At 67.4% G+C, this 25,311-nt stretch carries 19 protein-coding genes and 2 pseudogenes; 13 read left to right on the forward strand and 8 right to left on the reverse strand.

What is annotated here, in order from left to right:
- The first annotated feature begins 477 nt into the window (after nt 1-477).
- The 3 genes and pseudogenes from CSC76_RS12545 (at nt 478) to CSC76_RS12555 (ending at nt 8,195) form a co-directional block, all read left to right on the forward strand.
- Nucleotides 478-1,577, forward strand: a pseudogene (locus tag CSC76_RS12545) (efflux RND transporter periplasmic adaptor subunit).
- Nucleotides 1,574-5,088: pseudogene (locus tag CSC76_RS12550) on the forward strand (efflux RND transporter permease subunit). The pseudogenes CSC76_RS12545 and CSC76_RS12550 overlap by 4 nt, the downstream one beginning before the upstream one ends.
- The gene (locus CSC76_RS12555) at nt 5,085-8,195 is read left to right on the forward strand and encodes an efflux RND transporter permease subunit (protein ID WP_162110351.1); all 3,111 of its coding nucleotides are present in this window, start codon (nt 5,085-5,087) and stop codon (nt 8,193-8,195) included. The pseudogene CSC76_RS12550 and the gene CSC76_RS12555 overlap by 4 nt, the downstream one beginning before the upstream one ends.
- Nucleotides 8,196-8,256: 61 nt before the next feature.
- On the opposite strand, the gene CSC76_RS12560 is transcribed toward CSC76_RS12555, so the two are convergent.
- The 8 genes from CSC76_RS12560 to ykgO form a co-directional block, all read right to left on the reverse strand.
- Nucleotides 8,257-9,492, reverse strand: a complete 1,236-nt coding sequence (locus CSC76_RS12560; protein ID WP_162110352.1) for a TraB/GumN family protein — start codon at nt 9,490-9,492, stop codon at nt 8,257-8,259.
- 4 nt (nt 9,493-9,496) lie between these two features.
- A complete protein-coding gene (locus tag CSC76_RS12565) occupies nt 9,497-10,027 on the reverse strand; it encodes a GNAT family N-acetyltransferase (RefSeq protein WP_162110353.1) in 531 nt (176 codons plus the stop codon).
- Nucleotides 10,028-10,036: 9 nt separating this feature from the next.
- Nucleotides 10,037-10,921: a carbon-nitrogen hydrolase gene (locus tag CSC76_RS12570; RefSeq protein ID WP_162110354.1), complete on the reverse strand. Its 885-nt coding sequence runs from the start codon at nt 10,919-10,921 to the stop codon at nt 10,037-10,039.
- Between the two features lie 94 nt (nt 10,922-11,015).
- A complete protein-coding gene (locus tag CSC76_RS12575) occupies nt 11,016-12,332 on the reverse strand; it encodes an NTP/NDP exchange transporter (protein WP_162110355.1) in 1,317 nt (438 codons plus the stop codon).
- 7 nt (nt 12,333-12,339) lie between these two features.
- Nucleotides 12,340-13,287 (reverse strand): aldo/keto reductase, encoded by a 948-nt coding sequence (locus CSC76_RS12580; protein WP_162110356.1) that lies wholly within the window; start codon nt 13,285-13,287, stop codon nt 12,340-12,342.
- Between the two features lie 122 nt (nt 13,288-13,409).
- Nucleotides 13,410-14,441, reverse strand: coding sequence for an agmatine deiminase family protein (locus CSC76_RS12585; protein ID WP_162110357.1), 1,032 nt, complete (start codon nt 14,439-14,441; stop codon nt 13,410-13,412).
- Nucleotides 14,442-14,472: 31 nt separating this feature from the next.
- Complete coding sequence (locus CSC76_RS12590; protein WP_162110358.1) at nt 14,473-14,799, reverse strand: hypothetical protein; 327 nt, start codon at nt 14,797-14,799, stop codon at nt 14,473-14,475.
- 206 nt (nt 14,800-15,005) lie between these two features.
- Nucleotides 15,006-15,131, reverse strand: coding sequence for a type B 50S ribosomal protein L36 (gene ykgO / locus CSC76_RS12595; protein WP_010342887.1), 126 nt, complete (start codon nt 15,129-15,131; stop codon nt 15,006-15,008).
- Between the two features lie 173 nt (nt 15,132-15,304).
- Here ykgO and cmk point away from each other — a divergent pair, with 173 nt between their 5' ends.
- The 10 genes from cmk to CSC76_RS12645 all read left to right on the forward strand — a co-directional run bounded on the left by cmk (nt 15,305) and on the right by CSC76_RS12645 (nt 25,261).
- Nucleotides 15,305-15,982: a (d)CMP kinase gene (cmk, locus tag CSC76_RS12600; protein WP_162110359.1), complete on the forward strand. Its 678-nt coding sequence runs from the start codon at nt 15,305-15,307 to the stop codon at nt 15,980-15,982.
- Nucleotides 15,983-16,137: 155 nt separating this feature from the next.
- On the forward strand, nt 16,138-17,829 hold the full coding sequence (gene rpsA, locus CSC76_RS12605) for a 30S ribosomal protein S1 (protein WP_162110360.1): 1,692 nt from the start codon (nt 16,138-16,140) through the stop codon (nt 17,827-17,829).
- A 96-nt stretch (nt 17,830-17,925) separates the two neighbouring features.
- Nucleotides 17,926-18,231 (forward strand): integration host factor subunit beta, encoded by a 306-nt coding sequence (locus tag CSC76_RS12610; RefSeq protein WP_142124760.1) that lies wholly within the window; start codon nt 17,926-17,928, stop codon nt 18,229-18,231.
- A 71-nt stretch (nt 18,232-18,302) separates the two neighbouring features.
- Nucleotides 18,303-18,563 carry a lipopolysaccharide assembly protein LapA domain-containing protein gene (locus CSC76_RS12615; RefSeq protein WP_162110361.1) on the forward strand — a complete coding sequence of 87 codons (261 nt, stop codon included), beginning with the start codon at nt 18,303-18,305 and terminating at the stop codon, nt 18,561-18,563.
- A 3-nt stretch (nt 18,564-18,566) separates the two neighbouring features.
- Nucleotides 18,567-19,745, forward strand: a complete 1,179-nt coding sequence (lapB, locus tag CSC76_RS12620) for a lipopolysaccharide assembly protein LapB (RefSeq protein ID WP_162110362.1) — start codon at nt 18,567-18,569, stop codon at nt 19,743-19,745.
- Entirely contained in the window at nt 19,745-20,713 is a 969-nt protein-coding gene (locus tag CSC76_RS12625) for an MraY family glycosyltransferase (protein ID WP_162110363.1), read from the forward strand. The genes lapB and CSC76_RS12625 overlap by 1 nt, the downstream gene beginning before the upstream one ends.
- Nucleotides 20,714-20,737: 24 nt before the next feature.
- The gene (locus CSC76_RS12630; RefSeq protein WP_162110364.1) at nt 20,738-22,651 is read left to right on the forward strand and encodes a nucleoside-diphosphate sugar epimerase/dehydratase; all 1,914 of its coding nucleotides are present in this window, start codon (nt 20,738-20,740) and stop codon (nt 22,649-22,651) included.
- A complete protein-coding gene (galU, locus tag CSC76_RS12635) occupies nt 22,648-23,550 on the forward strand; it encodes a UTP--glucose-1-phosphate uridylyltransferase GalU (protein ID WP_162110365.1) in 903 nt (300 codons plus the stop codon). The genes CSC76_RS12630 and galU overlap by 4 nt, the downstream gene beginning before the upstream one ends.
- Before the next feature lie 77 nt (nt 23,551-23,627).
- Nucleotides 23,628-24,920 carry an NAD(P)/FAD-dependent oxidoreductase gene (locus CSC76_RS12640; RefSeq protein WP_162110384.1) on the forward strand — a complete coding sequence of 431 codons (1,293 nt, stop codon included), beginning with the start codon at nt 23,628-23,630 and terminating at the stop codon, nt 24,918-24,920.
- A complete protein-coding gene (locus CSC76_RS12645; protein ID WP_162110366.1) occupies nt 24,920-25,261 on the forward strand; it encodes a tRNA-binding protein in 342 nt (113 codons plus the stop codon). Before CSC76_RS12640 ends, CSC76_RS12645 begins: the two co-directional genes overlap by 1 nt.
- Nucleotides 25,262-25,311 lie beyond the last annotated feature (50 nt).

The raw sequence follows: 25,311 nt of genomic DNA on the forward strand, positions 1-25,311 counted from the left end.
CCTGTTGGGCGGTCAGGGCGGCCAGCGGAAGGGCGGCCAAGGCAAAGCAAGCGGCGAGCGGCAGCGGTCGCATCATTCTCGGGAAACTCTCAGGTTGCGCGCGCCACGTACCACCGCAGCGCTTGGCTGAACGCAAGTATAGCCTGCGACCGAATGTCGCGCACAGGCGCGCCGCCCCGGTACGCAGGGGGGTGCGACGCCGGCTCACCGTCGGACGGTTGCCTGCCCTGGGGGCGCCAGCGCGTTGGTAAGGCCGGCATGTACCTCCCGTCGCAACGAAGCGAAGCAACCCGCGGCCCTTGTCGCGCATCGAAGACGTGGCCGCCCCCTGGCCAACACCGGACGCTAGTCACCATGACCTTCGGCGCATGGAAGTCATTCAGGGGTGATATACCTTCATACAACACCACCACAACACCACCACGGTACCGTCCCATGTCCCGACCCCGCCCCCCCTCCGGCCGTTCCTACCTGCAGCTGGCACTGGTCCCCGTGTTGTGTGGCCTGCTGGTGCTGTCCGCCTGCAAGGGCGGCGGCCCGACGCCCGAGGCCCAGGCCAAGAACGGCGAGGCTGCGAAGGAGCCCGACGCCGTTCCCGTCGAAGTGGCCAAGGTCGCCCGTCGCCCCGTCGCGGCCAGCTACAGCAACACGGCTCCGCTGGAAGCACTGGGCGAGTCCCAGGTGATCGCCAAGACCTCCGGCGTGGCGCTGGCCGTGCTGGTCGAGGAAGGCCAGGTGGTGCGCGCCGGCCAAGCCCTGGTCCGGCTGGACCCGGACCGTCTGCGCCTGCAGATGGCGCATGCCGAGGCGCAGATGCGCAAGCTGGAGAACAACTATCGGCGCGCGCAACAGCTGGTCGAACAGCAGATGATCAGCGCCAACGACGTGGACCAGATCAAGTACGACCTGGAGAACGCGCGTGCTGTCTATCGTGGCGCCGCGCTGGAGCTGTCCTATACGACGGTGACGGCGCCGATCTCGGGCGTGGTCGCGTCGCGCTCCATCAAGGTCGGCAACTTCGTGCAGATCAATACGCCGATCATCCGCATCGTGGACCAGTCGCGCCTGGAGGCGACGCTGGACGTGCCCGAACGCGAACTGGCCACGCTGAAGGCCGGTCTGCCGGTCCTGATGACCGTGGACGCGCTGCCCGGCAAAACGTTCCAGGGCACGGTGGACCGCATCGCGCCGGTGGTGGACGCCGGTAGCGGCACGTTCCGCGTGGTGTGCTCCTTCGCCAGCGACGGCGTGCTGCAGCCGGGCATGTTCAGCCGCCTCCGGATCGACTACGACCAGCGTGCCGATGCCCTGGTGGTGCCGCGCGTGGCGCTGCTGGACGACGGCGACCCGGCGGTGTTCGTGGTGCGCGACGGCAAGGCGGTGCGCGTGCCGGTGAAGATCGGCTACGTGGACGGCGAATGGATCGAGGTGCGTGAGGGTCTGAAGGCCGGGGAACAGGTCGTCACCGCCGGCAAGGTGGCCCTGCGTGAAGGCAGCGCCTGCAGGTGATCGGCGCCGAGCCGGCCAAGGTGGCCGCCAAGGCCGATGCCGCCAAGACCGCCGGAACCAAGCAATGAGCGCGCCCGGCCACGCACCCGGCGAGCCCCCGCCCCGCGCAGCCGGCGACGATACGCTGGGCGGCGGCCTGGTCGAGTTCTCCACGCGGCGTCGCGTCACCGTCGCGATGTTCTGGATCACGATGTTCCTGTTCGGCGTGATCGCGCTGGGCTCGCTGAAGGTCAATCTGCTGCCGGACCTGAGCTACCCCACGCTGACCGTGCGCACCGAGTACACCGGGGCCGCGCCGTCGGAAATCGAGACCCTGATCAGCGAGCCGGTGGAAGAAGCGGTCGGCGTGGTGAAGAACCTGCGCAAGCTGAAGTCGGTCTCGCGCACCGGCCAGAGCGACGTGGTCCTGGAATTCGCCTGGGGCACGGACATGGACCAGGCCAGCCTGGAAGTGCGCGACAAGATGGAAGTGCTGTCGCTGCCGCTGGAGGCCAAGGCGCCGGTGCTGCTGCGCTTCAACCCGTCCACAGAGCCGATCCTGCGCCTGGTGCTGTCCAACAAGCAGGAGCCGAAGAACGACGCCGACGCGATCCGTCTGCTGACCGAACTGCGCCGCTATGCCGACGATGATCTGAAGAAGAAGCTGGAGCCGGTCAGCGGCGTGGCGGCGGTGAAGGTCGGCGGTGGCCTGGAGGACGAGATCCAGGTCGACATCGACCAGCAGAAACTGGCGCAGCTGAACCTGCCCATCGACACCATCGTCCAGCGCCTGCAGCAGGAGAACATCAACATCTCCGGCGGTCGCCTTGAGGAAGGCTCGCAGCGTTACCTGGTGCGCACGGTCAACCAGTTCGCCAGCGTCAACGAGATCCGCGAGATGCTGGTCACCACGCAGGGCGGCGGCGACAACGCCGCGGCGTCGGCGGCGGCGCAGATGGCGGCGATCGCCGCCACCACCGGCTCGGCGGAGGCGATGGCCGCGGCTGCCTCCGTGCAGAACGCGTCTTCCGGCGGCAGCGGGGTGGTGGCCGGCGGCATGCCGGTGCGCCTGAAGGACGTGGCCGAAGTGCGCCAGGGCTTCAAGGAGCGCGAGGCCATCATCCGCCTGGCCGGAAAAGAAGCGGTCGAACTGGCCATCTACAAGGAAGGCGATGCCAACACCGTGTCCACGGCCGAGGCGCTGAAGGCCCGGCTGGAACAGCTGAAGCAGCAAGTGCCGCCGGATGTCGAGGTCACCATCATCGACGACCAGTCGCTGTTCATCGAGCACGCGATCGCCGACGTCAAGAAGGATGCCGTGATCGGCGGCCTGCTGGCCATCCTGATCATCTTCCTGTTCCTGCGCGATGGCTGGAGCACCTTCGTCATCAGCCTGTCGCTGCCGGTCTCCATCGTCACCACGTTCTTCTTCATGGGCGAACTGGGACTGAGCCTCAATGTCATGTCGCTGGGCGGCCTGGCGCTGGCCACCGGCCTGGTGGTAGACGACTCCATCGTGGTGCTGGAAAGCATCGCCAAGGCGCGCGAGCGCGGCCTGGGCATCCTGGAGGCGGCCATGGTCGGCACGCGCGAAGTGAGCATGGCGGTGGTGGCGTCCACGTTGACGACCATCGCGGTGTTCCTGCCGCTGGTATTCGTGCAGGGCATCGCAGGCCAGCTGTTCCGCGACCAGGCGCTGACGGTCGCCATCGCCATCGGCATCTCGCTGATCGTGTCGATGACGCTCATCCCGATGCTGAGCTCGCTGAAGGGCCGTCCGCCGCTGGCGTTCCCCGAGGAAGCCCCGCATCCGCAATGGAAGCCCGCCTCGCGCTGGCAGAAGCCGATCGCAGCCAGCGGCCGTGGCATCGGCGCGACGTTCCGTTACGCGTTCTTCGGCATCGCCTGGCTGGTCGTGCGCGTCTGGCGCGGCGTGGTGGCGGTGGTGGGGCCGGTGATGCGCAAGGCGTCCGATCTGACGATGGCGCCGTACCACCGCGCCGAGTCCGGCTACATGCGCCTGTTGCCGGCGTCGCTGCAGCGCCCCTGGCTGGTGCTGGGCTTCGCCGCCGCCGCGTTCGTCGCTTCGCTGGCGATGGTGCCGCTGCTGGGCGCGGACCTGATCCCGCAGCTGGCGCAGGACCGCTTCGAGATGACGGTGAAGCTGCCGCCCGGTACGCCGCTGGCCAAGACCGACGCCCTGGTGCGTGAACTGCAGAACCAGCACGCCAAGGACGAGGGCATCCATGCGCTGTACGGCGTAAGCGGCAGCGGCACGCGCCTGGATGCCAATCCCACAGAGAGCGGCGAGAACATCGGCAAGCTGACGGTGGTGATGGCCAACGGCGGCAGCGAGGCCCTGGAGGCTCGTGAAACGGAAGCGCTGCGTGCCAGCATGAAGCAGCATCCGGGCGCGCAGGTCGATTTCAGCCGTCCGGAACTCTTCAGCTTCTCCACCCCGCTGGAAGTCGAACTGCGCGGCCAGGACCTGGCCAGCATCGAAAAGGCGGGCCAGAAGCTGGCGGCGCTGCTGCGCACCAACCCGCACTATGCCGACGTCAAGTCGACCGTGGAGCAGGGCTTCCCCGAGATCCAGATCCGCTTCGACCAGGAACGCGCCGGTGCGCTGGGCCTGACGACGCGCCAGATCGCGGACGTGGTGGTGAAGAAGGTGCGCGGCGAAGTGGCTACGCGCTACAGCTTCCGCGACCGCAAGATCGACGTGCTGGTGCGCGCGCAGGAAGGCGACCGCGCCTCGGTGGAGAGCATCCGCCGGTTGATCGTCAACCCGGGCAGCGCCCGGCCGGTCACGCTGTCGGCGGTCGCCGACGTGGTGGCCACCACCGGCCCCAGCGAAATCCACCGTGCCGACCAGGTGCGCGTGGCCATCGTGTCGGCCAACCTGCGCGACATCGATCTGGGCAGCGCGGTGCAGGAAGTGCAGCAGATGGTCGCCGAGAATCCGCTCGGCGCCGGCATCGGCAGGCACATCGGCGGGCAGGGCGAAGAGCTGGCCGAGGCGGTCAACTCGCTGCTGTTCGCCTTCGGCCTGGCGGTGTTCCTGGGGTACCTGGTGATGGCGTCGCAGTTCGAATCGCTGCTGCACCCGTTCGTCATCCTGTTCACCATCCCGCTGGCGCTGGTGGGCGCGGTGGCCGCGCTGTTCCTGACCCGCTCGCCGGTGTCGGTGGTGGTGTTCATCGGCCTGATCCTGCTGGTGGGCCTGGTGACCAAGAACGCCATCATCCTGATCGACAAGGTCAACCAGCTGCGCGAGGCCGGCGTGGCCAAGCGCGAGGCGCTGGTGGAGGGCGCGCGTTCGCGCCTGCGGCCGATCATCATGACCACGCTGTGCACGCTGTTCGGCTTCCTGCCGCTGGCCATCGCGCCGCTGTTCGGCAGTCCGGGTGCCGAGGTGCGTTCGCCCATGGCCATCACCGTGATCGGCGGCCTGCTGGTGTCCACGTGCTGACCCTGCTGGTGATCCCGGTGGTGTACGACCTGCTGGACCGCCGCGCCGACGACTACTACCTGGAACGCGGTCGCCGTGCCCGCAAGGCGGCGGCGATGCCGGCTGAAGGGGAGGGCGAACCCGCATGAGCGTCGCGGAGTTCAGCATCAAGCGGCCGGTGACGGCGGTGATGTTCTTCATCTCGCTGTTCGTGATCGGCCTGATCGCGGCGATCGGCCTGCCGCTGGAGGCCTTTCCCGAGGTCTCGCCACCCTTCATCTTCGTCTCGCTGCCGTACACCGGCTCCACGCCCGAGGAGGTCGAGCGTACGGTGCTGCGTCCGGCGGAGGAAGCGCTCTCGACGATGGCGGGCATCAAGCGGATGGAGTCCAACGCCAAGGCGGAGGGCGCGCAGATCTTCATCCAGTTCTCCAACTGGGATCGCGATGTCGCCATCGCGGCCTCGGAGGCGCGCGAGCGGCTGGATGCCATCCGCGACGACTTGCCGGAGGACCTGCAGCGCTACTTCGTCTTCAAGTTCTCCACCACCGACCAGCCGGTCCTGCGGGTGCGTCTGGCCAGCAAGACCGACCTGACCGGGGCTTACGACATGATCGAGCGCGAGTTCAAGCGCCGGATCGAGCGTATTCCCGGCGTGGCGCGCGTGGACGTGTCGGGTGCGCCGCCGAACGAGGTGGAGATCGCAATCAACCAGGATCGCCTGACCGCGCACAACCTGAGCCTCAACGACCTGACCCAGCGCCTGCAGGCGGTGAACTTCTCCATCTCCGCCGGCGTCATCAGCGACGGGCCGCAGCGCCTGCGCGTGCAGCCGGTGGGCGAGCTGACCGACCTGCAGGAGCTGCGCGACCTGGTGGTCGGCACCGGCAACGTGCGCCTGGGCGACATCGCCGACGTGCGCCTGAAGCCCGCCCGCATGGACTACGGGCGGCGCCTGGACGGCCAGCCGGCCGTGGGCCTGGACATCTTCAAGGAACGCAACGCCAACCTGGTGGAGGTGTCGAGCAAGGCGCTGGCGGAAGTGGAGGCGATCCGCGCGCAGCCGCAGCTCAGCGACGTGCAGGTCAAGGTGATCGAGAACCAGGGCGAGAACGTCACCTCCTCGCTGCTGGAGCTGGCCGAAGCGGGCCTGATCGGCCTGGTGCTGTCCATCGTCGTGCTGTGGTTCTTCCTGCGCCACTGGCCGTCGGTGTCGATGGTGACGCTGGCCATCCCGATCTGCTTCGTGATGACGCTGGGTTTCATGTACTTCGCCGGGGTGACGCTGAACATCCTGTCGATGATGGGCCTGCTGCTGGCCATCGGCATGCTGGTGGACAACGCGGTGGTGGTGGTGGAAAGCATCTACCAGGAGCGCGAGAAGTACCCGGACAACCCGGTTTGGGCATCCATCGTCGGCACCCGCCATGTCGCCATCGCGCTGTCGGCCGGCACGCTGTGCCACTGCATCGTGTTCGTGCCCAACCTGTTCGGCGAGCGCAACTTCCTCAGCATCTACCTGGGCCAGATCGCGATCACCATCTCGGTGTCGCTGCTGGCCTCGTGGCTGGTCGCGGTGAGCCTGATCCCGATGATCTCGGCGCGGCTGAAGACGCCGCCGCTGGTGCGCACCGAAACCGGCATCATCCCGCGCATGCAGAAGCGCTACGCCGGCCTGCTGCGCTGGACGCTGGAGCACCGCGGCTGGAGCGTGCTGGGCATCCTGCTGATCGTGGTGGTCAGCTTCGTGCCCATCAAGTTCACCAAGTTCGACATGTTCGGCGGCGACAGCGGCGGCGAAGCCGAGCTGTACTACCAGTGGAAGGGCGCCTACACCAAGGAGCAGATGTCGGCCGAGATCCTCAAGGTCGAACAGTTCCTGGAGGCCAACCGCAAGAAATACCGGGTCACGCAGGTCTATTCCTACTTCAGCGAACAGGGCTGGGGCGGCACCCAGGTCAAGTTCGATACCGACAAGGCCAGCGAAACCAAGCCGATCATCGAGCAGTTGCGGAAGGACCTGCCCAAGTCGGCGCGCGCCAACATCGGCATCCGCGGCGAAGGCGGCGGCCAGGGTGGCGGCGGCCAGCCGGGGCAGGGCGTGTCCTTCCAGCTGGTCGGCGATTCCACCCAGACGCTGTCGGAGATCGCCAACGACCTGATCCCGATCCTGGCCAAGCGCAAGGAGCTGCGGGACGTGCGGGTGGACGTGGGCGACCAGAACAGCGAGCTCAACGTGCGCGTGGACCGCGAGCGTGCCGCGGCCTTCGGCTTCAGTGCCGAAGAGGTGGCGCGCTTCGTCAGCCTGGCTCTGCGCGGAGCGCCGCTGCGCGAGTTCCGCCGCGGCGAGACGGAAGTGCCGGTCTGGGTGCGTTTCGCGGGTGCGGAGGACTACGGCACGGACGACCTGTCGGGCTTCATGGTGCGCGCACCGGACGGCCGTACGGTGCCGTTGCTGGCGCTGGTGGACGTGGGCGTGCAGCCGTCGGCCACCCAGATCCAGCGCACCAACCGGCAGACCACGCTGTCCGTGCAGGCGAACCTGGCCGAGAAGGCCACCGTGCCGGAGGCGCGCAAGGCGTTGGAGGAGACGCTGAAGGGCATGTCGTTCCCGGCCGGCTACAGCTATTCCTTCGACGGTGGCGCGTTCCAGGAAGAGGACGAAGCCAGTGCGCAGATGATGTTCAATCTGCTGATCGCGCTGGTGATGATCTACATCGTGATGGCGGCGGTGTTCGAGTCGCTGCTGTTCCCGGCGGCGATCATGAGCGGCGTGCTGTTCTCGGTGTTCGGCGTGTTCTGGCTGTTCGCGCTGACGGGTACGACGTTCGGCATCATGTCCTTCATCGGCATCCTGGTGCTGATGGGCGTGGTGGTGAACAACGGCATCGTGATGGTGGAGCACATCAACAACCTGCGACGACGCGGCCTGTCGCGTACCGATGCGCTGGTGGAGGGCAGTCGCGAGCGCCTGCGGCCCATCCTGATGACGATGGGCACGGCGATCCTGGCGATGATCCCCATCGCGATGGCCAATACGCAGATGGCGGGCGACGGCCCGGCCTACGCACCGATGGCGCGGGCCATCGCTGGTGGCCTGGCGTTCTCCACGGTGGTCAGCCTGCTGTTCCTGCCGACCATCTACGCCATCCTGGACGATCTGCGCAGCGGCACGGCCCGGATGATCGCGCGGGCCCGCATGCGGCGGGGGGATGCCCCGTCGAAGGCCAGCGTGACGGCGCTGCACGTCGACTGAGGGAGCTGACGAAAAGAGCCGGGCAATGCCCGGCTCTTTTTCTGTTCTCCCGGAGCCCGGCTCAGCCGACCAGCTTGCCCAGCATCCTCAAGCCTCCCGTCCACACCCCGATGGCGGTGCCCAGGCTGGTGAGGAAGAAGTTGAGCAGGATCCGCGCCACCCGGTTCTTCCACCAGCCTTTCACCGTCTGCACGTCGTCGCGCAAGGCCATGAAGGCCGCGTAGGTGGGTTTGCGCAGCGTCGCCTCGACGAAGGCGCTGACCGTGCCCGAAGCGAGTGCGGGATGCAGCGGCGTGAGCGGCGAGGAAATGAAGGCCGCGAGGATGCTGAGCGGATGCCCGCCCGCGATCGCGCAGCCGATGGCGCCCAGTACGCCGGTCGCCAGCACCCATTGGATCAGCAGGTCCGAGCCGACATCCACGCCGCCCTGCCAGAAACCCCAGGCGAAGCCGCCGACCAGGAACACGCCGATCACCAGCTCCATCCACGGCACGCGCGACTTGGGCTTCACGATCTCCAGCGAACGCCGCAGTTCGGCCGGATCCGCGGCATCGTCATGGAGGTGGCGGACCAGGCCGGGAAGATGGCCCGCGCCGACCACCGCCCGGACGCGGTAGGGGGACGCGGCGCCGGCCGGCACGCCGGCCGCGACCTGGCGCAGCGCCGAGGCCATGTACTGGTCGCGCTCGGCGATGATGGCCTGGTACAGCTGCGGGCTTTCGGCGGCGAATTCGCCGAAGCTGGATTCCAGCATGTCGCCCTGTTTGAGCTTTTCGATCTCGTCGTCGCCGACCTCTTCGTCGCCGAACATGCTGGCCAGGATGCCGGCGCCGACCTTGGTGCGCTGCCACCAGCCCAGCGACTGAAGGGCACGCTTGAAGGTCAGTCCGACCTCGCGGTCGATCAGGTGCACCGGCAACCCGCGTGCCTGCGCGTCCAGCGCACCGGCCTTCAGTTCCTCGCCGGGCTCGACGCCCAACTGTTCGGCCAGTCGCCGCTGGTAGGCGGCCAGTGCCAGATTGGCGGCGAACAGGTGCGTCTTGCCTTCGCGGATCACCTTCACCAGGTCGAGCCGCGTGAGGGTGTCGGGATCGGTCAGCGACTGCAGGCGGCCCGGGTCCAGCTCCACCGCCACGCTGTCGTAGTCGCCACTGGCCACGGCCGCTCGCACGGCATCGACGCTGGCGCGCGAGACGTGGGCGGTGCCGAGCAGGGTGTAGCGCACGCCATCCCGCTCGACGATCTCGTGGGGTTGTCCGTGCAACGGATCGGCAGGAAGGGGATTCGATTCGGTCATCGTGTCATTCGTCTTGCGGAGGCGCGGTGGTGCCGGCGCCGAGGGTGCGCTGCATCTGCACGGTGTCCAGCCAGCGGTCGTGCTTCCAGGCGATACCGCGGAAGATGCCGACCAGGGTGAACCCGAACTTCTCGTGCAGGCGGATGGAGGCGGTGTTGGTGGGTTCGCCGATCACGGCGATCATCTGCCGATAGCCGCGTGTTTCGCAGGCATCGATCAGTGCCTGCATCAGCGCCGCGCCGATGCCCTGGCCCTGTCGACCGGGAACCACGTAGACCGAGTTCTCCACGGTCTTGCGGTAGCCCGCGCGGGCGCGATAGCTGCTGGCGTAGGCGTAACCGACGAACTCTCCGTCCAGCTTGGCCACCAGGTACGGATAACCGGCGTCGAGCACGGCCCGCATGCGGCGCGCCATTTCGGCGTCATCCGGCACGTCGTACTCGTAGGTGTTGACGTGGTCGCGGACTTCATCCGCGTAGAGGGCGGCGATGGCCGGCACGTCGGCCGGCGTGGCATCGCGGACGATCAGCGGCACGCGCGGGCCTCAGTCGATGTAGCGCTTGAGCAGATCGCCGTACGCGTCGATGCGGCGGGCGCGCAGGGACGGCCAGATGCGGCGGACATGCTCGCTGCGTTGCAGGTCGACATCGGCCATCAGGAGGGTTTCTTCACCACCGGCTTCGGCGAGGAACTCGCCCTGCGGACCCAGCACGTGGCTGTTGCCCCAGAACTGGATGCCCGATGCGCCGAGCGGCGAAGGCTCGTGGCCGACACGGTTGCAGCTCAGCACCGGCAGACCGTTGGCGACGGCATGACCGCGGTGGCTCAGTATCCAGGCATCGCGCTGGCGGGTCTTTTCGGCCTGTTCGTCGTCCGGGTCCCAGCCGATCGCGGTGGGATACAGCAGCAGGTCCGCACCGGCCAGCGCCATCAGGCGCGCGGCTTCGGGGTACCACTGGTCCCAGCACACCAGCACGCCGAGACGGCCGACCGACGTATCGATGGGGGTGAAGCCCATGTCGCCCGGCGTGAAATAGAACTTCTCGTAGAAGCCCGGATCGTCCGGGATATGCATCTTGCGGTACTTGCCCGCGATGCGGCCGTCCTTTTCGTAGACCACCGCGGTGTTGTGGTACAGCCCCGCGGCGCGGCGCTCGAACAGGGACGACACCAGCACCACGCCGTGTTGCTTGGCCAGCGCGCCCAGGCGCTCGGTGCTGGGACCGGGGATCGGCTCGGCCAGGTCGAATTCCTGCACCGATTCGTGCTGGCAGAAGTAGGCACCGTTGTGCAGTTCCTGCAACAGCACCAGGCGGGCCCCCCGCTTGGCGGCCTCGGCCACGCGGGCTTCGATCACCGACAGGTTGGCGTCGGCGTCGCCGTGGTTCTTTTCCTGGATCAGGGCAACGGGCAGCGTGGTGCGGTTCATCGTGGGCGCAATCGGGCAGCGGCGGCGAGGGGGCGAATGGTACCGCGTCCACCTCGCGCGCAGGCGCACGCGGCGTGAACACGCCGCGCCACGCTCAGGAGGTCGTGGTCTCCTCGCGACGGCGCTGTTGCCGGCCCAGTGCCACACCGGTCGCCGCCCACGCCAGCGCCACGCCGGTGCCGATCAGCATGGCCACGGCAGGGTGTTCGGCCAGCACGTCCAGCGCGCGCTTGACCCAGCCGCTGAGCGCATCGCCGCCGCGGTATCCCACCGTGTCGATGAAGTTCTTCGCCTTGTACTTCTGTCCCGGCGCGACCACCGTGTAGAGCATCTCGCGGCCGGGACGGACGAATGCGTACTCGCCGGCCCGCCGCGCGACCATCACCACCACGAACACGCCGAAGACCGGCGCCAGCGCCAGCCACAGGAAGCCCGCCGCCATCACCAGCGGCACCGCGACCAGCAACACGCCCACGCCCAGCCGCTGGGCGATGCGGCCGGGGATGAACAGCTGGCTGAGGATGGCCAGCGCCTGCACCACCGTGTCGATGGTGCCGAACACGCGGGTCTGCTGCGCCTTGTCCGGGAACAGCTGTTCCACCAGCTTCGCCTGCTCGAAATAGAGGAAGGTCGTCACCGTGGCCAGGAGCAGGACGAACAGTGCGATGCCGGCCAGGTAGGGCGACCTGAATACCTCGGTGGCGCCCGCGAACGGGTTTCCGCCCAGCGGAGCGCGCCGCTGCTCGGCCGTGCTGGCGCCCTGGGGCAACGGATGCCGGTCGCGCCATTGGTGGAGCCACACGGCGGTGACGCCGCTGGCACCCATCAGCAGCGAGGACAACAGCATCAGGCCCCCATGCCCCAGATGGCCGACCAGCAGCGTGGTCAGCAGCGGACCCGCCAGCCCGCCGAGGCTGGCGCCGCTGGCGATCAGTGCGAACAGGCGCTTGGCCTCGCTGCTGGCCAGGACGTCGGCCAGTACGCTCCACGCCAGGGAGATGAGCAGCAGGTTGATCACCGACACCCAGATGTAGAAGCCGCGCGCCAGCCACACGTCGTCCGGCCGCGCCAGCAGGGCCAGGCCGAACGCCAGCAGGCTGGCGACGACCGCACCGAACACCCACGGCAGGATGCGCCGGCGCGACACCTTCGACGCGATCCAGCCGAACAGCGGCAGTACGATCAGCGTGGCCACGAAGGTGCCGGTGAACAGCCATTGCAGGTTGTCCACACCCCCGGTGACGCCCATCGTTTCGCGGATCGGCCGGAGCATGAAGTAGCCGGCGAACAGCAGGAAGAACATCAGCAGGCCCGCGCCCACCACAGGGGCCTCGTGGGGCGCGACGTTGAACAGGCGGGACAGCAGGCGCGTCAGCGCTCCGCGCGGGGCAGGTCGTAAGGTGTCGGGCATGGAAGGTTCAGGCGAAGGTGGCGATCAGCGCATCGCGCTGGGCGGGCGTCAGGTCCGGGCCGGTGCCGGCCTTCAGATTGTCGGTCTGCCGGTCCGGCTTCCCCGTTGCCGGGATCACCGCGGTCACCGCCGGATGGCTGAGCGCGAACTTCAGGAAAGCCTGGGCCCATGAGGTCACGCCGGTTTCGGTGAGTGCCGGCGGCAGGGGCTTGTCCTTGACCTGCGCGAACAGCCTGCCGTCCTCGAAGGCCCGATTGATCAGCACCGCCACGCCCAGATCCTGTGCCAGCGGCAGCACGCGCTTTTCGGCGCCGCGGCTGACGGCCGAGTAGTTGATCTGCAGGAAGTCCGGCTTCTCGGCCTGCACGACATCGGCGAGCTGCTCCTGCGCACGCTCGACGTAATGCGTCACGCCGACATACTTCACTTTGCCCCGCGCCTTCAGTTCGCGCGCGACCGCCATCTGCGTCTTCAGGTCGCCCAGGTTGTGGACCTGCAGCAGCGCTACCTTGTCGGTCCCGAGCCGGCGCAGCGTGTCGGAAAACTGCGCCAGACCCGCCTCGCGGCCGGTTACGCCGGAGAGCTTGGTGGCAAGCCACGCCTTGCCCGTCAGTCCCTGCTCGGCGAGCAGGGCGCCCATCACGTCTTCGGCCACGCTGTAGGTGGGTGCGGTATCGATGACGGTGGCGCCCGCGGCGAAAAAGCGCTTCAGCACTTCACGCAGCGGATCCAGCTCGGCAGGACTTTGACCGACCTCGAAGCTGCCCGAGGTGCCCATGCCGATCACCGGGATCATTTCGCCGGTCGAGGGAATGGCGCGCGTGTTCAACGGGCCGATGGCGCCCGATGTGCCGGCGGTGGACGGCTGGGCCTGGGCCGCATCGCGGCAGGCCGCCAGGCCGATGCCGGCGGCAGCGATGGCGGAGGTGGCGAGGAACCTGCGTCGTGTGTACACGGCCGTCTCCTTTGGGGGAAACGGTCGTTATCGGGGATCAGCCCACGCAGGGTGTAAACGAAACGTTCAATCCGTGCCCAACTGATGTCACGGTCCCGCGCGCCGGGGCGCGCGGGGTGTACTCAGCCCAGCAGGCCGGCCGGCAGCTGCATGGTGATGCAGTGCAGGCTGCCGTTCTGCCAGATCAGGGCGCGGCAGGGCACCTGCACGATCTCGCGGTCGGGGTAGGCCTGCGCCAGCACGGCGGCGGCGGCATCGTCCGCAGGGTCGCCATAGGCCGGCATCAGCACGGCGCCGTTGATGATCAGGTAGTTCGCGTACGAGGCGGCCAGGCGGCGCCCCTCGTCGATCACGGGCCTGGCCCACGGAAGCGGGAATGCGCGGTACGGGCGCCCATCGGCCGTGCGCAGTGCGGCGATGTCGGCGGCCATGGCCTGCAGTTCGGCGTAGTGCGCATCCGAAGCGTCGTCGCATGCCTGGTAGACGATGGCATCGCCGGGGGCGAAGCGGGCGAGGGTGTCGATATGGGCGTCGGTGTCGTCGCCTTCCAGATAGCCATGGTCCAGCCACAGCACCCGCTGTTGCTTCAGCCAGCCAGCCAGTTTCCCGGTCAGTTCCTCGCGGCTCGCGTCGGGATGGCGCTCGTGCAGACATTGCCAGGTGGTCAGCAGGGTGCCCGCGCCGTCGGTTTCGATGGCGCCACCCTCCAAAGCAAAATCAATGCTTTGGACGAAATAGTTGTGAAACAACTGCATGCCGGACAGCTCGCCGACCAGGCGGTCGTCGCGACTGGCTTCGTACTTGCCGCCCCAGCCGGTGAAGCGGAAGTCCAGTAGCTTGAAGCGCTGCCCATCGCGCAGCGTGATGGGGCCGGAGTCGCGCAGCCAGGTGTCGTCGTACTCCGCCGGCACGAAGCGCACCTTGTCCATGTCCACCCGCGCGGACCGCAGTCGGGCCTCGGCATAGGTCTGCAGGTCATCATCAGCCACGCAGATCACGACCGGCTGGAAGCGGGTGATGGCGGCGACGAGGGCGACGTAGGTCTCTTCCACGTCGGCCAGGCGTTCGGCCCAGTCGGTATCGGCGTGCGGCCACGCGATCAGGACCGCGGATTGGGGTTCCCACTCCGCGGGGAAACGAAAGGCATCGGTCATGGCATCAAGGGCGCGGCCGCGCCGCGCGGTGTCAGCGGATGGGGGGCTTGGGGCCGATTTCCTCGGCGCTGGCCTTGTTGATCACCACGTCGATGACGCGGCTCTTTTCGAAGTATACGGTGAAACCTGGGTAGACCCAGCGCTGGATCACCGGCCACTGGCGCTTCTGGCCGCCGCGCGGTTCCAGCTTCTGCTGCGGGGCGCCGAAACGGGCTTCCACGTCGGCCGCGGTCTGGCCGCGCACGGGGGCGGCGGCAGGGGTTTCCTGCGCACGCTCGATCAGCAGGGTGTCGGCCAGTGCCGGGCCGGACAGGCCGAGCAGGGCGATCAAGGGCAGGACAAGGACGCGACGGCTCATGGTGGGTTCCCCTAGGTGACCCGCCTTTTATAACAAAAGGCCGAAAACAAAAAACGGCCGGGCCGCAAGGAATGGCGAGGGCCGGGACGGTAGGCGCGGCGCCACCGGCCTGCACAACGCGTGGCCGGAAACAGAAAAGCCGCCTTGCGGCGGCTTTCTGCGCGTTGCCTCAGCCACGATGGCGTGGCCCGGCAGGCGGTCCGTTCTCAGCGCTGGCGCGCCTTGAAGCGGGGGTTGGACTTGCAGATCACGAAGACCTTGCCGCGGCGGCGGACCACCTTGCAGTCGCGGTGACGGGCCTTCGCCGACTTCAGGGAGGACAGGACCTTCATGAGTTGAAACCTCGGCGTGAATGTATGGAGTAAAGCGAAGCCCGCTATTCTAGCGGGGTTTCCATAGCCGGATCAAGCGGTTGCACGCCAAGGACGGCAACCCGGCGGCCGGCATGGGCTGGCGCCGACGCGTCCGGCGTCATAATGGGGCATCCGATCACCTGGAAAACCGCATGTCCGATCCCGTCCCCGTCCTGACCATCGATGGCCCCTCCGGAGCCGGCAAGGGTACCGTCAGTCGGATCGTCGCCTCGCGGCTGGGCTGGCATTACCTGGATTCGGGTGCCCTGTACCGGGCGGTGGGGGTGGCGGCCAGCTGGGCCGACCTGGACGTCTCCGACCCGGCCGCCCTCGTGCGTTGCGCCTTCGATACGCGGGTCGGCTTTCGCGAGACGGAGGCCGGGTTGCGCGTGATCGTCGACGATCTTGACGCGACCGACGAGCTTCGTCTGGAAACGACCGGCGCCCTGGCGTCGGCCATCGCGGCCATCCCGGAGGTGCGAGCCGCCCTGAAGGAGCGGCAGCGCGCGTCTCGCCAGGCGCCGGGGCTGGTGGCGGACGGGCGGGACATGGGCACGGTGATCTTCCCGGATGCGCCCTACAAGGTGTTCCTGACCGCCAGCGCCGAGGAGCGCGCCGAAAGGCGGTATAAGCAGTTGAAAGACAAAGGGGTTTCCGTCACAATCGACGGTCTGCTGCGCGAGATCCTCGCCCGCGATGCCCGTGACGCCCAGCGCACGGTGGCGCCCCTGAAGCCGGCCGACGACGCCGTCATCATCGACACCACCGGCCTCGGCATCGAGGCCGTCGTCGAACGTGTGCTGGCCTTGGTGCCGGTGCGCGCGGGCTAGCTCCCGCGCCGCAGAGGGTCCCGCGCGGAATCCGCCGCGCGGTTTTTTCCAACCACAACACTCACGGCCACACGCAATCCCGCGCAGGCCGACAACGGGTGGACCGTTGCGCGCTCCCGCTCGCCGGTCTGTTTCATCAACCGAGTATTTTTTCAATGACCGAATCATTTGCCGAACTGTTTGAACAGAGCCAGACCCAACTGGCCAAGCTGAAGCCGGGCGCCATCGTCACCGGCGTCGTCGTGGAAGTCCGCAACGACGTGGTGGTGATCAACGCCGGCCTGAAGTCCGAAGGCATCGTGCCGATCGAACAGTTCCGGAACGACGCCGGCGAAATCGACGTGGGCGTGGGCGACGAAGTGAAGGTGGCCCTCGACTCGATCGAGAACGGCTTCGGCGAAACCGTCCTCTCGCGCGAGAAGGCCAAGCGCGCCATGGTGTGGGACGAGCTGGAGCAGGCGCTGGAGAAGAACGAAACCATCACCGGCCGCATCAGCGGCAAGGTCAAGGGTGGTTTCACCGTCGACATCAAGGACGTCCGTGCGTTCCTGCCGGGCTCGCTGGTCGACGTGCGCCCCGTGCGCGACCCGGGCTACCTGGAAGGCAAGGAGCTCGAGTTCAAGCTCATCAAGCTGGATCGCAAGCGCAACAATGTGGTCGTCTCCCGCCGTGCGGTGGTCGAGAGCGAGCATTCGGAAGAGCGCGAGCAGCTGATGGACAAGCTGCAGGAAGGCGTGGTGCTGAAGGGCGTGGTCAAGAACCTCACCGACTACGGCGCGTTCGTCGACCTGGGCGGGATCGACGGCCTGCTGCACATCACCGACATGGCGTGGAAGCGCGTGCGTCATCCGTCCGAGGTCGTGGAAGTCGGCCAGGAGCTGGACGTCCGCGTGCTGAAGTACGACCGTGAGCGCAACCGCGTCTCGCTGGGCCTGAAGCAGCTGGGCGAGGATCCGTGGGACAACATCGCCCGTCGTTACCCGGCCAACAGCCGCGTGTTCGGCAAGGTCTCCAACGTCACCGATTACGGCGCGTTCGTCGAGATCGAGCCGGGCGTCGAAGGCCTGGTGCACGTGTCCGAGATGGACTGGACCAACAAGAACGTCAATCCGTCCAAGGTCGTGCAGGTCGGTGACGAGGTCGAAGTGATGGTGCTGGACGTGGACGAAGAGCGTCGCCGCATCTCGCTGGGCATGAAGCAGGTCGCCGCCAATCCGTGGGAGACCTTCGCGGCCACCCACAAGAAGAACGACAAGGTGTCCGGCCAGATCAAGTCGATCACCGACTTCGGCATCTTCATCGGCCTGGACGGCGGCATCGACGGCCTGATCCACCTGTCCGACATCAGCTGGAACACCACCGGCGAAGACATCGTGCGCAACTTCAAGAAGGGCGACACGCTGGAAGCCGTGGTGCTGGCCGTCGACCCGGAGCGCGAGCGCATCAGCCTGGGCGTGAAGCAGCTGGAGCAGGATCCGTTCGGCCAGTACATGGCGGCGCACCCGAAGGGTTCGAAGGTCGAAGGTACGGTGAAGGAAGTGGACGCCAAGGGCGCCACGATCGAACTGGCCGACGGCATCGAGGGCTACGTGATGGCGCGCGACATCAGCCACGACCGCGTGGACGATGCCAGCCAGCACCTGAAGGTCGGCGACAAGGTGGAAGCCAAGTTCATCGGCATGGACCGCAAGGGCCGCACGCTGCAGCTGTCGATCAAGGCCAAGGACGAAGCCGAACCCGCCGAAGCGCTGGCCGAGTACAACAAGTCCGCCGCCGAGGCCGCTGCCGGTACCACCAGCCTGGGCGCGCTGCTGCGTGCGCAGCTGGATGGCGGCAAGTCCGAGTAACCGGCAGGACGCTTGACGTTCCACCTGCAGTAACGTCCCCGCCGGCCCGGAGTGTTCCGGGCCGGCGCGGGTACCTCCGCCCGAACCCCAGACGCGATGACCAAATCCGAACTCATCGAGATCCTCAGCCGCCGCCAGCCGCACCTCAAGGCCGAGGATGTGGATCTGGCCGTCAAGGCGTTGCTGGAAATGATGGGCGGCGCGCTTGCCCAGGGCGATCGCATCGAGATCCGCGGATTCGGCAGTTTTTCGTTGCACTACCGTCCGCCGCGCATGGGTCGCAATCCCAAGACGGGCGAATCGGTCGCATTGCCCGCCAAGCACGTTCCCCATTTCAAGCCGGGCAAGGAGCTGCGCGAGCGCGTCAGCGACGTCACGCCCATCGAAGAGGCGGGGGAATAGCGTCTTGTCCGGCGCGTGTCGTTCCGCGCCGACTCCGCTAAGCTAGGCGCCGTCCTGCATGGAGTCGCCTGATGAACATGTTCCGCCTGGTCGTCGCACTGCTGTTTCTGGCCTACGGACTCATCATCGGTGTGCTCAACACGCAGCCGATCACCCTCAAGCTGCTGTTCACCGAATTCCAGACCTCGTCCGGCGTGGGCATCATGCTGTCGCTGCTGCTGGGCGTGGTGGTCGGTGGGCTGATCGTGCTGGCGACGCTGGTCTGGCCCCTGTACGCCAAACTGCGCAAGGCCACGCGCGCCGTGGCGCCGTCCCAAGACGCCGGCGCCTGATCCATGGCCTTCCTGACCGAGTGGTTCTGGTTCTTTCTCTTCCTCCCGCTGGCTGCGCTCAGTGGCTGGATCATCGGCCGACGTGGTGGGCAGCGGCACGGCGACACCCAGGTCAGCCGGCTGTCGAGTACCTACGTCCGCGGTCTGAATTACCTGCTCAACGAGCAGCCGGACAAGGCGATCGAGCTTTTCCTGCACATCGCCGAGCTCGACAAGGAAACCTTCGAGACGCAGGGCGCGCTGGGCCATCTGTTCCGGCGGCGGGGTGAGGTGGATCGCGCGATCCGCTTGCATCAGGGTCTGGTGCAGCGCTCGGACCTGAGCGACGCCCAGCGCGTGCAGGCCTTGTTGGCGCTGGGCGAGGACTACATGCGCTCGGGCCTGCTGGACCGGGCGGAGACCGTGTTCACTGATCTGGCGCGCATCGACCAGCGGGCGCCACAGGCGCTCAAGCACCTCATCGGCATCTACCAGGCAGAGCGCGATTGGGAAAAGGCGATCGACAACGCGCTGCGCTATGAGGAAGTCACCGGCGAGCCCATGGGCAAGCTGGTCGCCCAGTTCGAGTGCGAGCTTGCCGAACGCCAGCGTACCGCCAACAACGTCGACGCGGCCCGTGCCGCGGTAGCGCGCGCCTACCAGGCCGATGCGGGCAGCGTCCGCGCCGGCATCATCGAAGGCCGGATTGAATCCGATGCGGGCAATCCCGAAGCGGCGATCCGTGCGTTCGAGCGAGCGGCGCGCCACGATCCCGACTACCTGCCCGAGGTGCTGCCCAGCCTGTTGGCCGGGTACGAGCAGGTGGGCGACCTGTCGGGTGCGCGTGCGTTCCTGTCCGAGATGTGCGAGCACTATCGCGGCATCGCGCCCGTGCTGGCGCTGACCCGACTGGTGGAACGCCAGGAGGGCGTCGCAGCCGCCCGGAGCTATCTGGCCCGACAGCTGAAGGATCGTCCGTCCGTAAGAGGCGAGGCCGCACTGATCGACCTCACGCTGGCCGAAGGCGCAGATCCGGCGGCGACCCTGCACGATCTGAAGCACATCACCGATCAGCTGCTGGTGCGCAATCCCAGCTACCGGTGCACGCGGTGCGGATTCGGAGCACGCACGCACCATTGGCAGTGCCCGAGCTGCAAGGAGTGGGGCACCATCAAGCCGCTGCTGAACTACGCGGTGGTCTGATGCCTCACGCATTCGTCTGGCTGGGGCTGCTGACCGCGGCCGCCGCTGTGGCGACGTGGTGGGCACGTCACTATGCGTTGCGCGGCAATCTGCTGGATCAGCCCGGCGAACGGCGCAGTCACAGCGTCGCGACGCCCCGCGGCGGCGGGATCGCCATCGTGGCAGTGGTGCTGGCGTCGGGCGCCTTCCTTGCCCTGCGTCCCTCCGCAGGCGTCCTATGGGTCGGGTTCCTGCCCGGCTTCCTGATTGTCGCCGGCATCGGCTGGTGGGACGACCATCGCCCGCTGTCTCCTTGGCTGCGGTTGGTCGTCCAGGCCGTCGCGGCCCTGGCCCTGGCAGCGGGCGCTTGGGGCGAGAGTGGCCAGATAGGGCCGGCCTTACTGGCATTTGCCATCGCCATGGTGCTGGTCAATGTCTGGAACTTCATGGACGGCATCAATGGGCTGGCGGCCAGCCAGGCTGCGCTGGCGGCGCTGGCCTTTTCAACCCTGCCGACGGACAGCTGGCATTGGCTGGCCTTGGCCGTGCTGGCGGGTTGCCTGGGCTTCCTGCCCTTCAACTTTCCCAAGGCCCGCATATTTCTGGGGGATGTCGGTAGCGGGGCGCTGGGGTTCGCGCTGGCCGGGTTGGTCGTGGCCGCGGCTCTCGCATCGCCGCCCGGAAGGCTTCCCGTGCTGCTGTTGCCGCTTACGGCCTTCCTCGTCGACGCGGGCTTCACGCTGCTGGAGCGCATGCTGCGCGGCGAGCCGTGGTGGACCCCCCATGTCAGCCACCTCTACCAGATGGGCGCACGACGCTATGGACACACCTCCGTAACCGTGATTTACGCGGCGTTTGGCGGCGTTACATTACTGTTAACATGTGCGCTGTCCCAAGCGAGGCTCGGGGTGGCGCTCGCCGTGGTGATCGCTGCCTACGGAGTAGGTGGGGCGCTTTGGTTTTCATTGCGCCGAGGATGGCGTGGGTAGCACAGGCACCTGGAGATGGAGCTGATGAAATCCTGGCGGGATCGATTGAGCGGTTTCATGCCACGCGTCCTCGTCGCGGCCCACGATCTGGCCATGGTGTGGGTATGCTGGCAAGTCCTGCACCGGTTGCGCTACGCCATGCTGGCGCCCGCCCCGGAGTTCCCCCTGTGGTCCAACGAGATCGCCATCGTCCTGCTGGCGCAGGGTGCGGTGTTCTGGTGGATGGGGCTCTACCGCGGTTTGTGGCGCTTCGCCAGCCTGCCGGATCTGTGGAACATTGTGAAGGCTTGCGCCCTCGGGTTCCTGGGTGTGGTGCTGGGTCTGTTCTTCTATAACCGCTTTGGCTCTACGCCGCGCATCGTGCTCGGCTTCTATCCGTTCGCACTGGTCGGTTTCCTCGGATTGCCGCGTCTGATCTATCGTGCATGGAAGGACAGCCAGGCGCAGCGCATCAATGAAACGGCCTCGCGCGTATTGATCCTTGGCGCAGGGCGTGCAGGCGAAGCCCTGGTTCGCGAGTTGCGCCGCACCGGCGTCTACCATCCGGTTGCCTTCCTCGATGATGCAGTGCGTCTGCATGGCTCCAAGCTGCAGGGTATTCCCGTGCTGGGGGGACTGGAGAGCGCCGCCGCCGTCGCCCGGGAAACCGCGGCGCGGATGCTCGTCATCGCCATGCCCTCGCTGGACGCGCCCGCCATGCAGCGGGTGGTGGCGATCTGCGAGAGCACAGGCTTGCCGTTCCGCATGGTGCCCCGACTGATCAACGTGCTGGAAGGGCAGTCCATGCCGGGCGACCTCAAGGAGGTCGCGATCGAAGACCTGCTGGGTCGCAAATCGGTGACGCCGGACTGGAAACTCATCCGGGGCTGGCTGGGCGGGCGCACCGTCATGGTGACGGGCGCGGGCGGCTCGATCGGATCGGAACTCTGCCGGCAGTGCGCACGGCATGGAGCCCAGCGGATCGCGCTGGTCGAAATCGACGAACTGGCGCTGATCACCATCCAGGGAGACCTGCGGCGTGCCTTTCCCGACCTGGAAGTCCTGCCGGTGCTGGGCAATTGCGGCGACCCCGCCGTCATCGCCCACGCGCTGGCGGTCGCCGAGCCGGACGCCGTGTTCCACGCCGCTGCCTACAAGCAGGTGCCCTTGCTGGAAGGCCATCTGCGCGAAGCCGTGGGCAACAACGTGCTGGCAACTGAAGCGGTGGCGCGCGCCTGCCGCGAGGCTGGCGTGGCGACCTTCGTGCTGATCTCGACGGACAAGGCGGTGGATCCGGTCAACGTGCTGGGCGCCACCAAGCGCCTGGCCGAGATGGCCTGCCAGTCGCTCGACGATGCCCGATCCGGCACGCGCTACGTCACCGTGCGGTTCGGCAATGTCCTCGATTCGGCGGGAAGCGTGGTGCCGCTGTTCCGCGAACAGATCCGCAAGGGGGGGCCGGTCACGGTGACCGATCCCGACGTCACCCGCTATTTCATGACCATCCCGGAAGCCTGCCAGCTCATCCTGCAGGCGGCATCGGGCGCGGCGCACGCCTCGATCTATACGCTGGACATGGGCGATCCGGTACCGATCCGGCTGCTGGCCGAGCAGATGATCCGTTTGGCCGGCAAGCAGCCGGGGCGCGACATCGCCATCGTCTACACGGGCCTGCGCCCCGGCGAAAAGCTGCACGAGACGCTGTTCCACGCCGACGAGCGCTACCAACCCACCTCGCACTCCAAGATCATGAAGGCGATCGCGCGTGAGGTCTCGAGCGAGTTCATCGATCTGGCCCTGCAGCGCCTGCGGGCGGCGCATGCCCGCTACGACACCGCCGAACTGGCCGAAGTGCTGAGGATCGCTGTGCCGGAGTTCACGCCGATGTCGAACGAACAGAACGAAGCATCGGCTAACATCGTGGTCTTCCCCGGTCGAGACGCCCGCAGGACCCGATGACTTCGCCCCGCATCCGCAAGGCCGTGTTCCCCGTGGCGGGGCTCGGCACCCGCTTCCTGCCCGCAACGAAGACCGTTCCCAAGGAGATGCTGCCGATCATCGACCGGCCGCTGATCCAGTACGCGGTGGATGAAGCGGTCGAGGCAGGTTGCGATACGCTCATCTTCGTCACCAACCGCTACAAGCATGCGGTGGCGGACTACTTCGACAAGGCGTACGAGCTGGAACAGAAGCTGGAGCGCTCGGGCAAGGTCGAACAGCTGGAACTCGTCCGCAACGTGCTGCCCTCACACGTTCGTGCCGTCTTCGTCACTCAGGCCGAAGCCCTGGGGCTTGGGCATGCGGTGCTGTGCGCCAAGGCCATCGTCGGCGACGAGCCTTTCGCGGTACTGCTGCCCGACGACCTGATCTGGAACCGCGGGCCGGGCGCCCTCAAGCAGATGGCGGATGCGGCGGAGTCCAGCGGCGCCAGCGTGATCGCCGTGCAGGACGTGCCGCGCGAACAGACCGGCAGTTACGGCATCGTGGCGACGGACGCCTTCTCGGGACGCGAAGGACGCATCGACGCCATCGTGGAAAAGCCCAAGCCGGAGGTCGCCCCCAGCACGCTGGCGGTCGTGGGGCGCTACGTGCTGGACGCGCGCATCTTCGCGCTGCTGGAAAGTACGGCGCCGGGCGCCGGCGGCGAAATCCAGCTGGCGGACGCCATCGCGGCCCTGTTGCGCGAGAAGCCGGTGCATGCCTACCGTTTCCAGGGCACCCGCTTCGACTGTGGCACGCACATCGGATTGATCGAAGCCACCATCCGTTACGCGCTGGACCACGAAGCGCTCAGCGACGCGGCACGCAGCATGATGCAGAGTGCACTGAACGAACTGGGCGTCCGGGAACTGGGCTGACTCTCCCCAGAAAAAGCCTGCGGCGCGACATGCCCTGGTGAAGGGCCGCCCGCTTCCCGCAGAATCGGCGCGTGCCCATGTCCATCCGCCACTATTACGCCGACACCGCCGGTAGCGCGCCCGCGCTCCCCACGTTGCATACGGCCCTGGACGCGGATGTCTGCGTGGTGGGTGGAGGCTTCGCGGGTCTGAACACGGCGCTGGGCCTGGCCGAGCGGGGACACCGCGATGTCGTGCTGCTGGAAGCGGAGCAGCCCGCATTCGGTGCTTCCGGCCGCAATGGCGGTTTCGTGTTCGGTGGCTTCTCCCGCGGCGGAGCGGCTCTGCTGCGCGATCTGGGGCGCGAACGCGCGCGCGCGCTGTACGCGGGCACCGTGGAAGCGGTGGAACTGATCCGCAGGCGCATCGCGCAGTATGGCATCGCCTGCGACGACACCCAGGCCGGGATCCTCTGGGCGAACTGGTTCGACGACCGCGACCTGCTGCGGCAACGTCAGGCGTTGCTGGCCGATGTCTTCGCGCAGGACTGGCACTGGGTCGAGCGCGACGACCTGCGTCAACGGATACTCACTCCGCGATATCACGACGCGCTGTTCGAGCCACGGGCTTTCCACTTCCATCCGCTCAAGTACGCCTACGGCCTGGTCCTGGCGGCGTCGCGGCAGGGTGTATCCCTGTTCGGCGATTCGCCTGCGGTATCGCTGCAGCGGCGGGAGGAGGGCTGGCGGGTCACCACGCCTTCCGGCCGCGTCGACGCGCGCGAGGTCGTGCTGGCATGCGGCGGCTATCTGGCGCGCCTGCATCGCCGTGTCGACGCGGGGGTATTGCCGATCGCCACCTACGTGATGGTCACCGAGCCGCTGGGGGCGCGGATGGACACGGCGCTGCGCACGCGCGCGGCCATCTACGACACGCGCTTCGCATTCGACTACTACCGGCCTTTGCCCGACTCCCGTCTGCTGTGGGGCGGGCGTATTTCGGTTCTGGATCGCTCGCCTCGGTCGGTCGAGCGCCTGCTGTACGGCGACATGTTGAGGGTTTTTCCGCAACTGGAGGGGGTGCGCATCGACCATGCCTGGTCCGGCCTGAGGAGCTATGCCCGCCACGAGATGCCGCAGATCGGCCAGGTGGAGCCGGGTTTGTGGGTGGCGCAGGCATTCGGTGGGCATGGCGTCGCGCCCACGACGTTGGCGGGCGAAGTCATCGCCTCCGCCATCGCGCAAGGCGATCGGCGATGGCGCGAATTCGCCGCCTACGGCCTGGTGTCCGCGATGAAGCCTGCCGGCTTCCTGGGCGCGCAGGTGAGCTACTGGTGGGCGGAGGCCAAGGATGCGTGGAAGGCACGGAAGAAAAGAAGGGAAGGTGCGTGATGGAGAGTGTGCAGGTGATCGGTTGGGAGGATTTCACGCGCGTCCAGCTGTGCGCCGGGACGGTGCTGCGGGTTGAGCAGTTTCCGGAAGCACGCAGACCCGCGTGGAAGCTGTGGGTCGACTTCGGCCCTCATGGCGTGAAGAAGACCAGTGCCCAGATCCGCGCGCTGTATGCGCCGGAGGACCTGGTGGGACGGCAGGTCGTGGGCGTCCTCAATTTCCCTCCGAAGCAGGTAGGACCGTTCATTTCGGAATTCCTGCTGACCGGATTCCACACCGATGACGGCGTGGTGGTGACGGCCGTGGAACGTCCCGTACCCGACGGCGCCCGCATGGCGTAACGCCATCCAAGTAACCAAAAGAAATGGCGCCTTGCGGCGCCATTCCTGTC

Origin of the sequence: Pseudoxanthomonas mexicana (genome assembly GCF_010093385.1) — a bacterium.
Lineage (GTDB): Bacteria > Pseudomonadota > Gammaproteobacteria > Xanthomonadales > Xanthomonadaceae > Pseudoxanthomonas_A > Pseudoxanthomonas_A mexicana.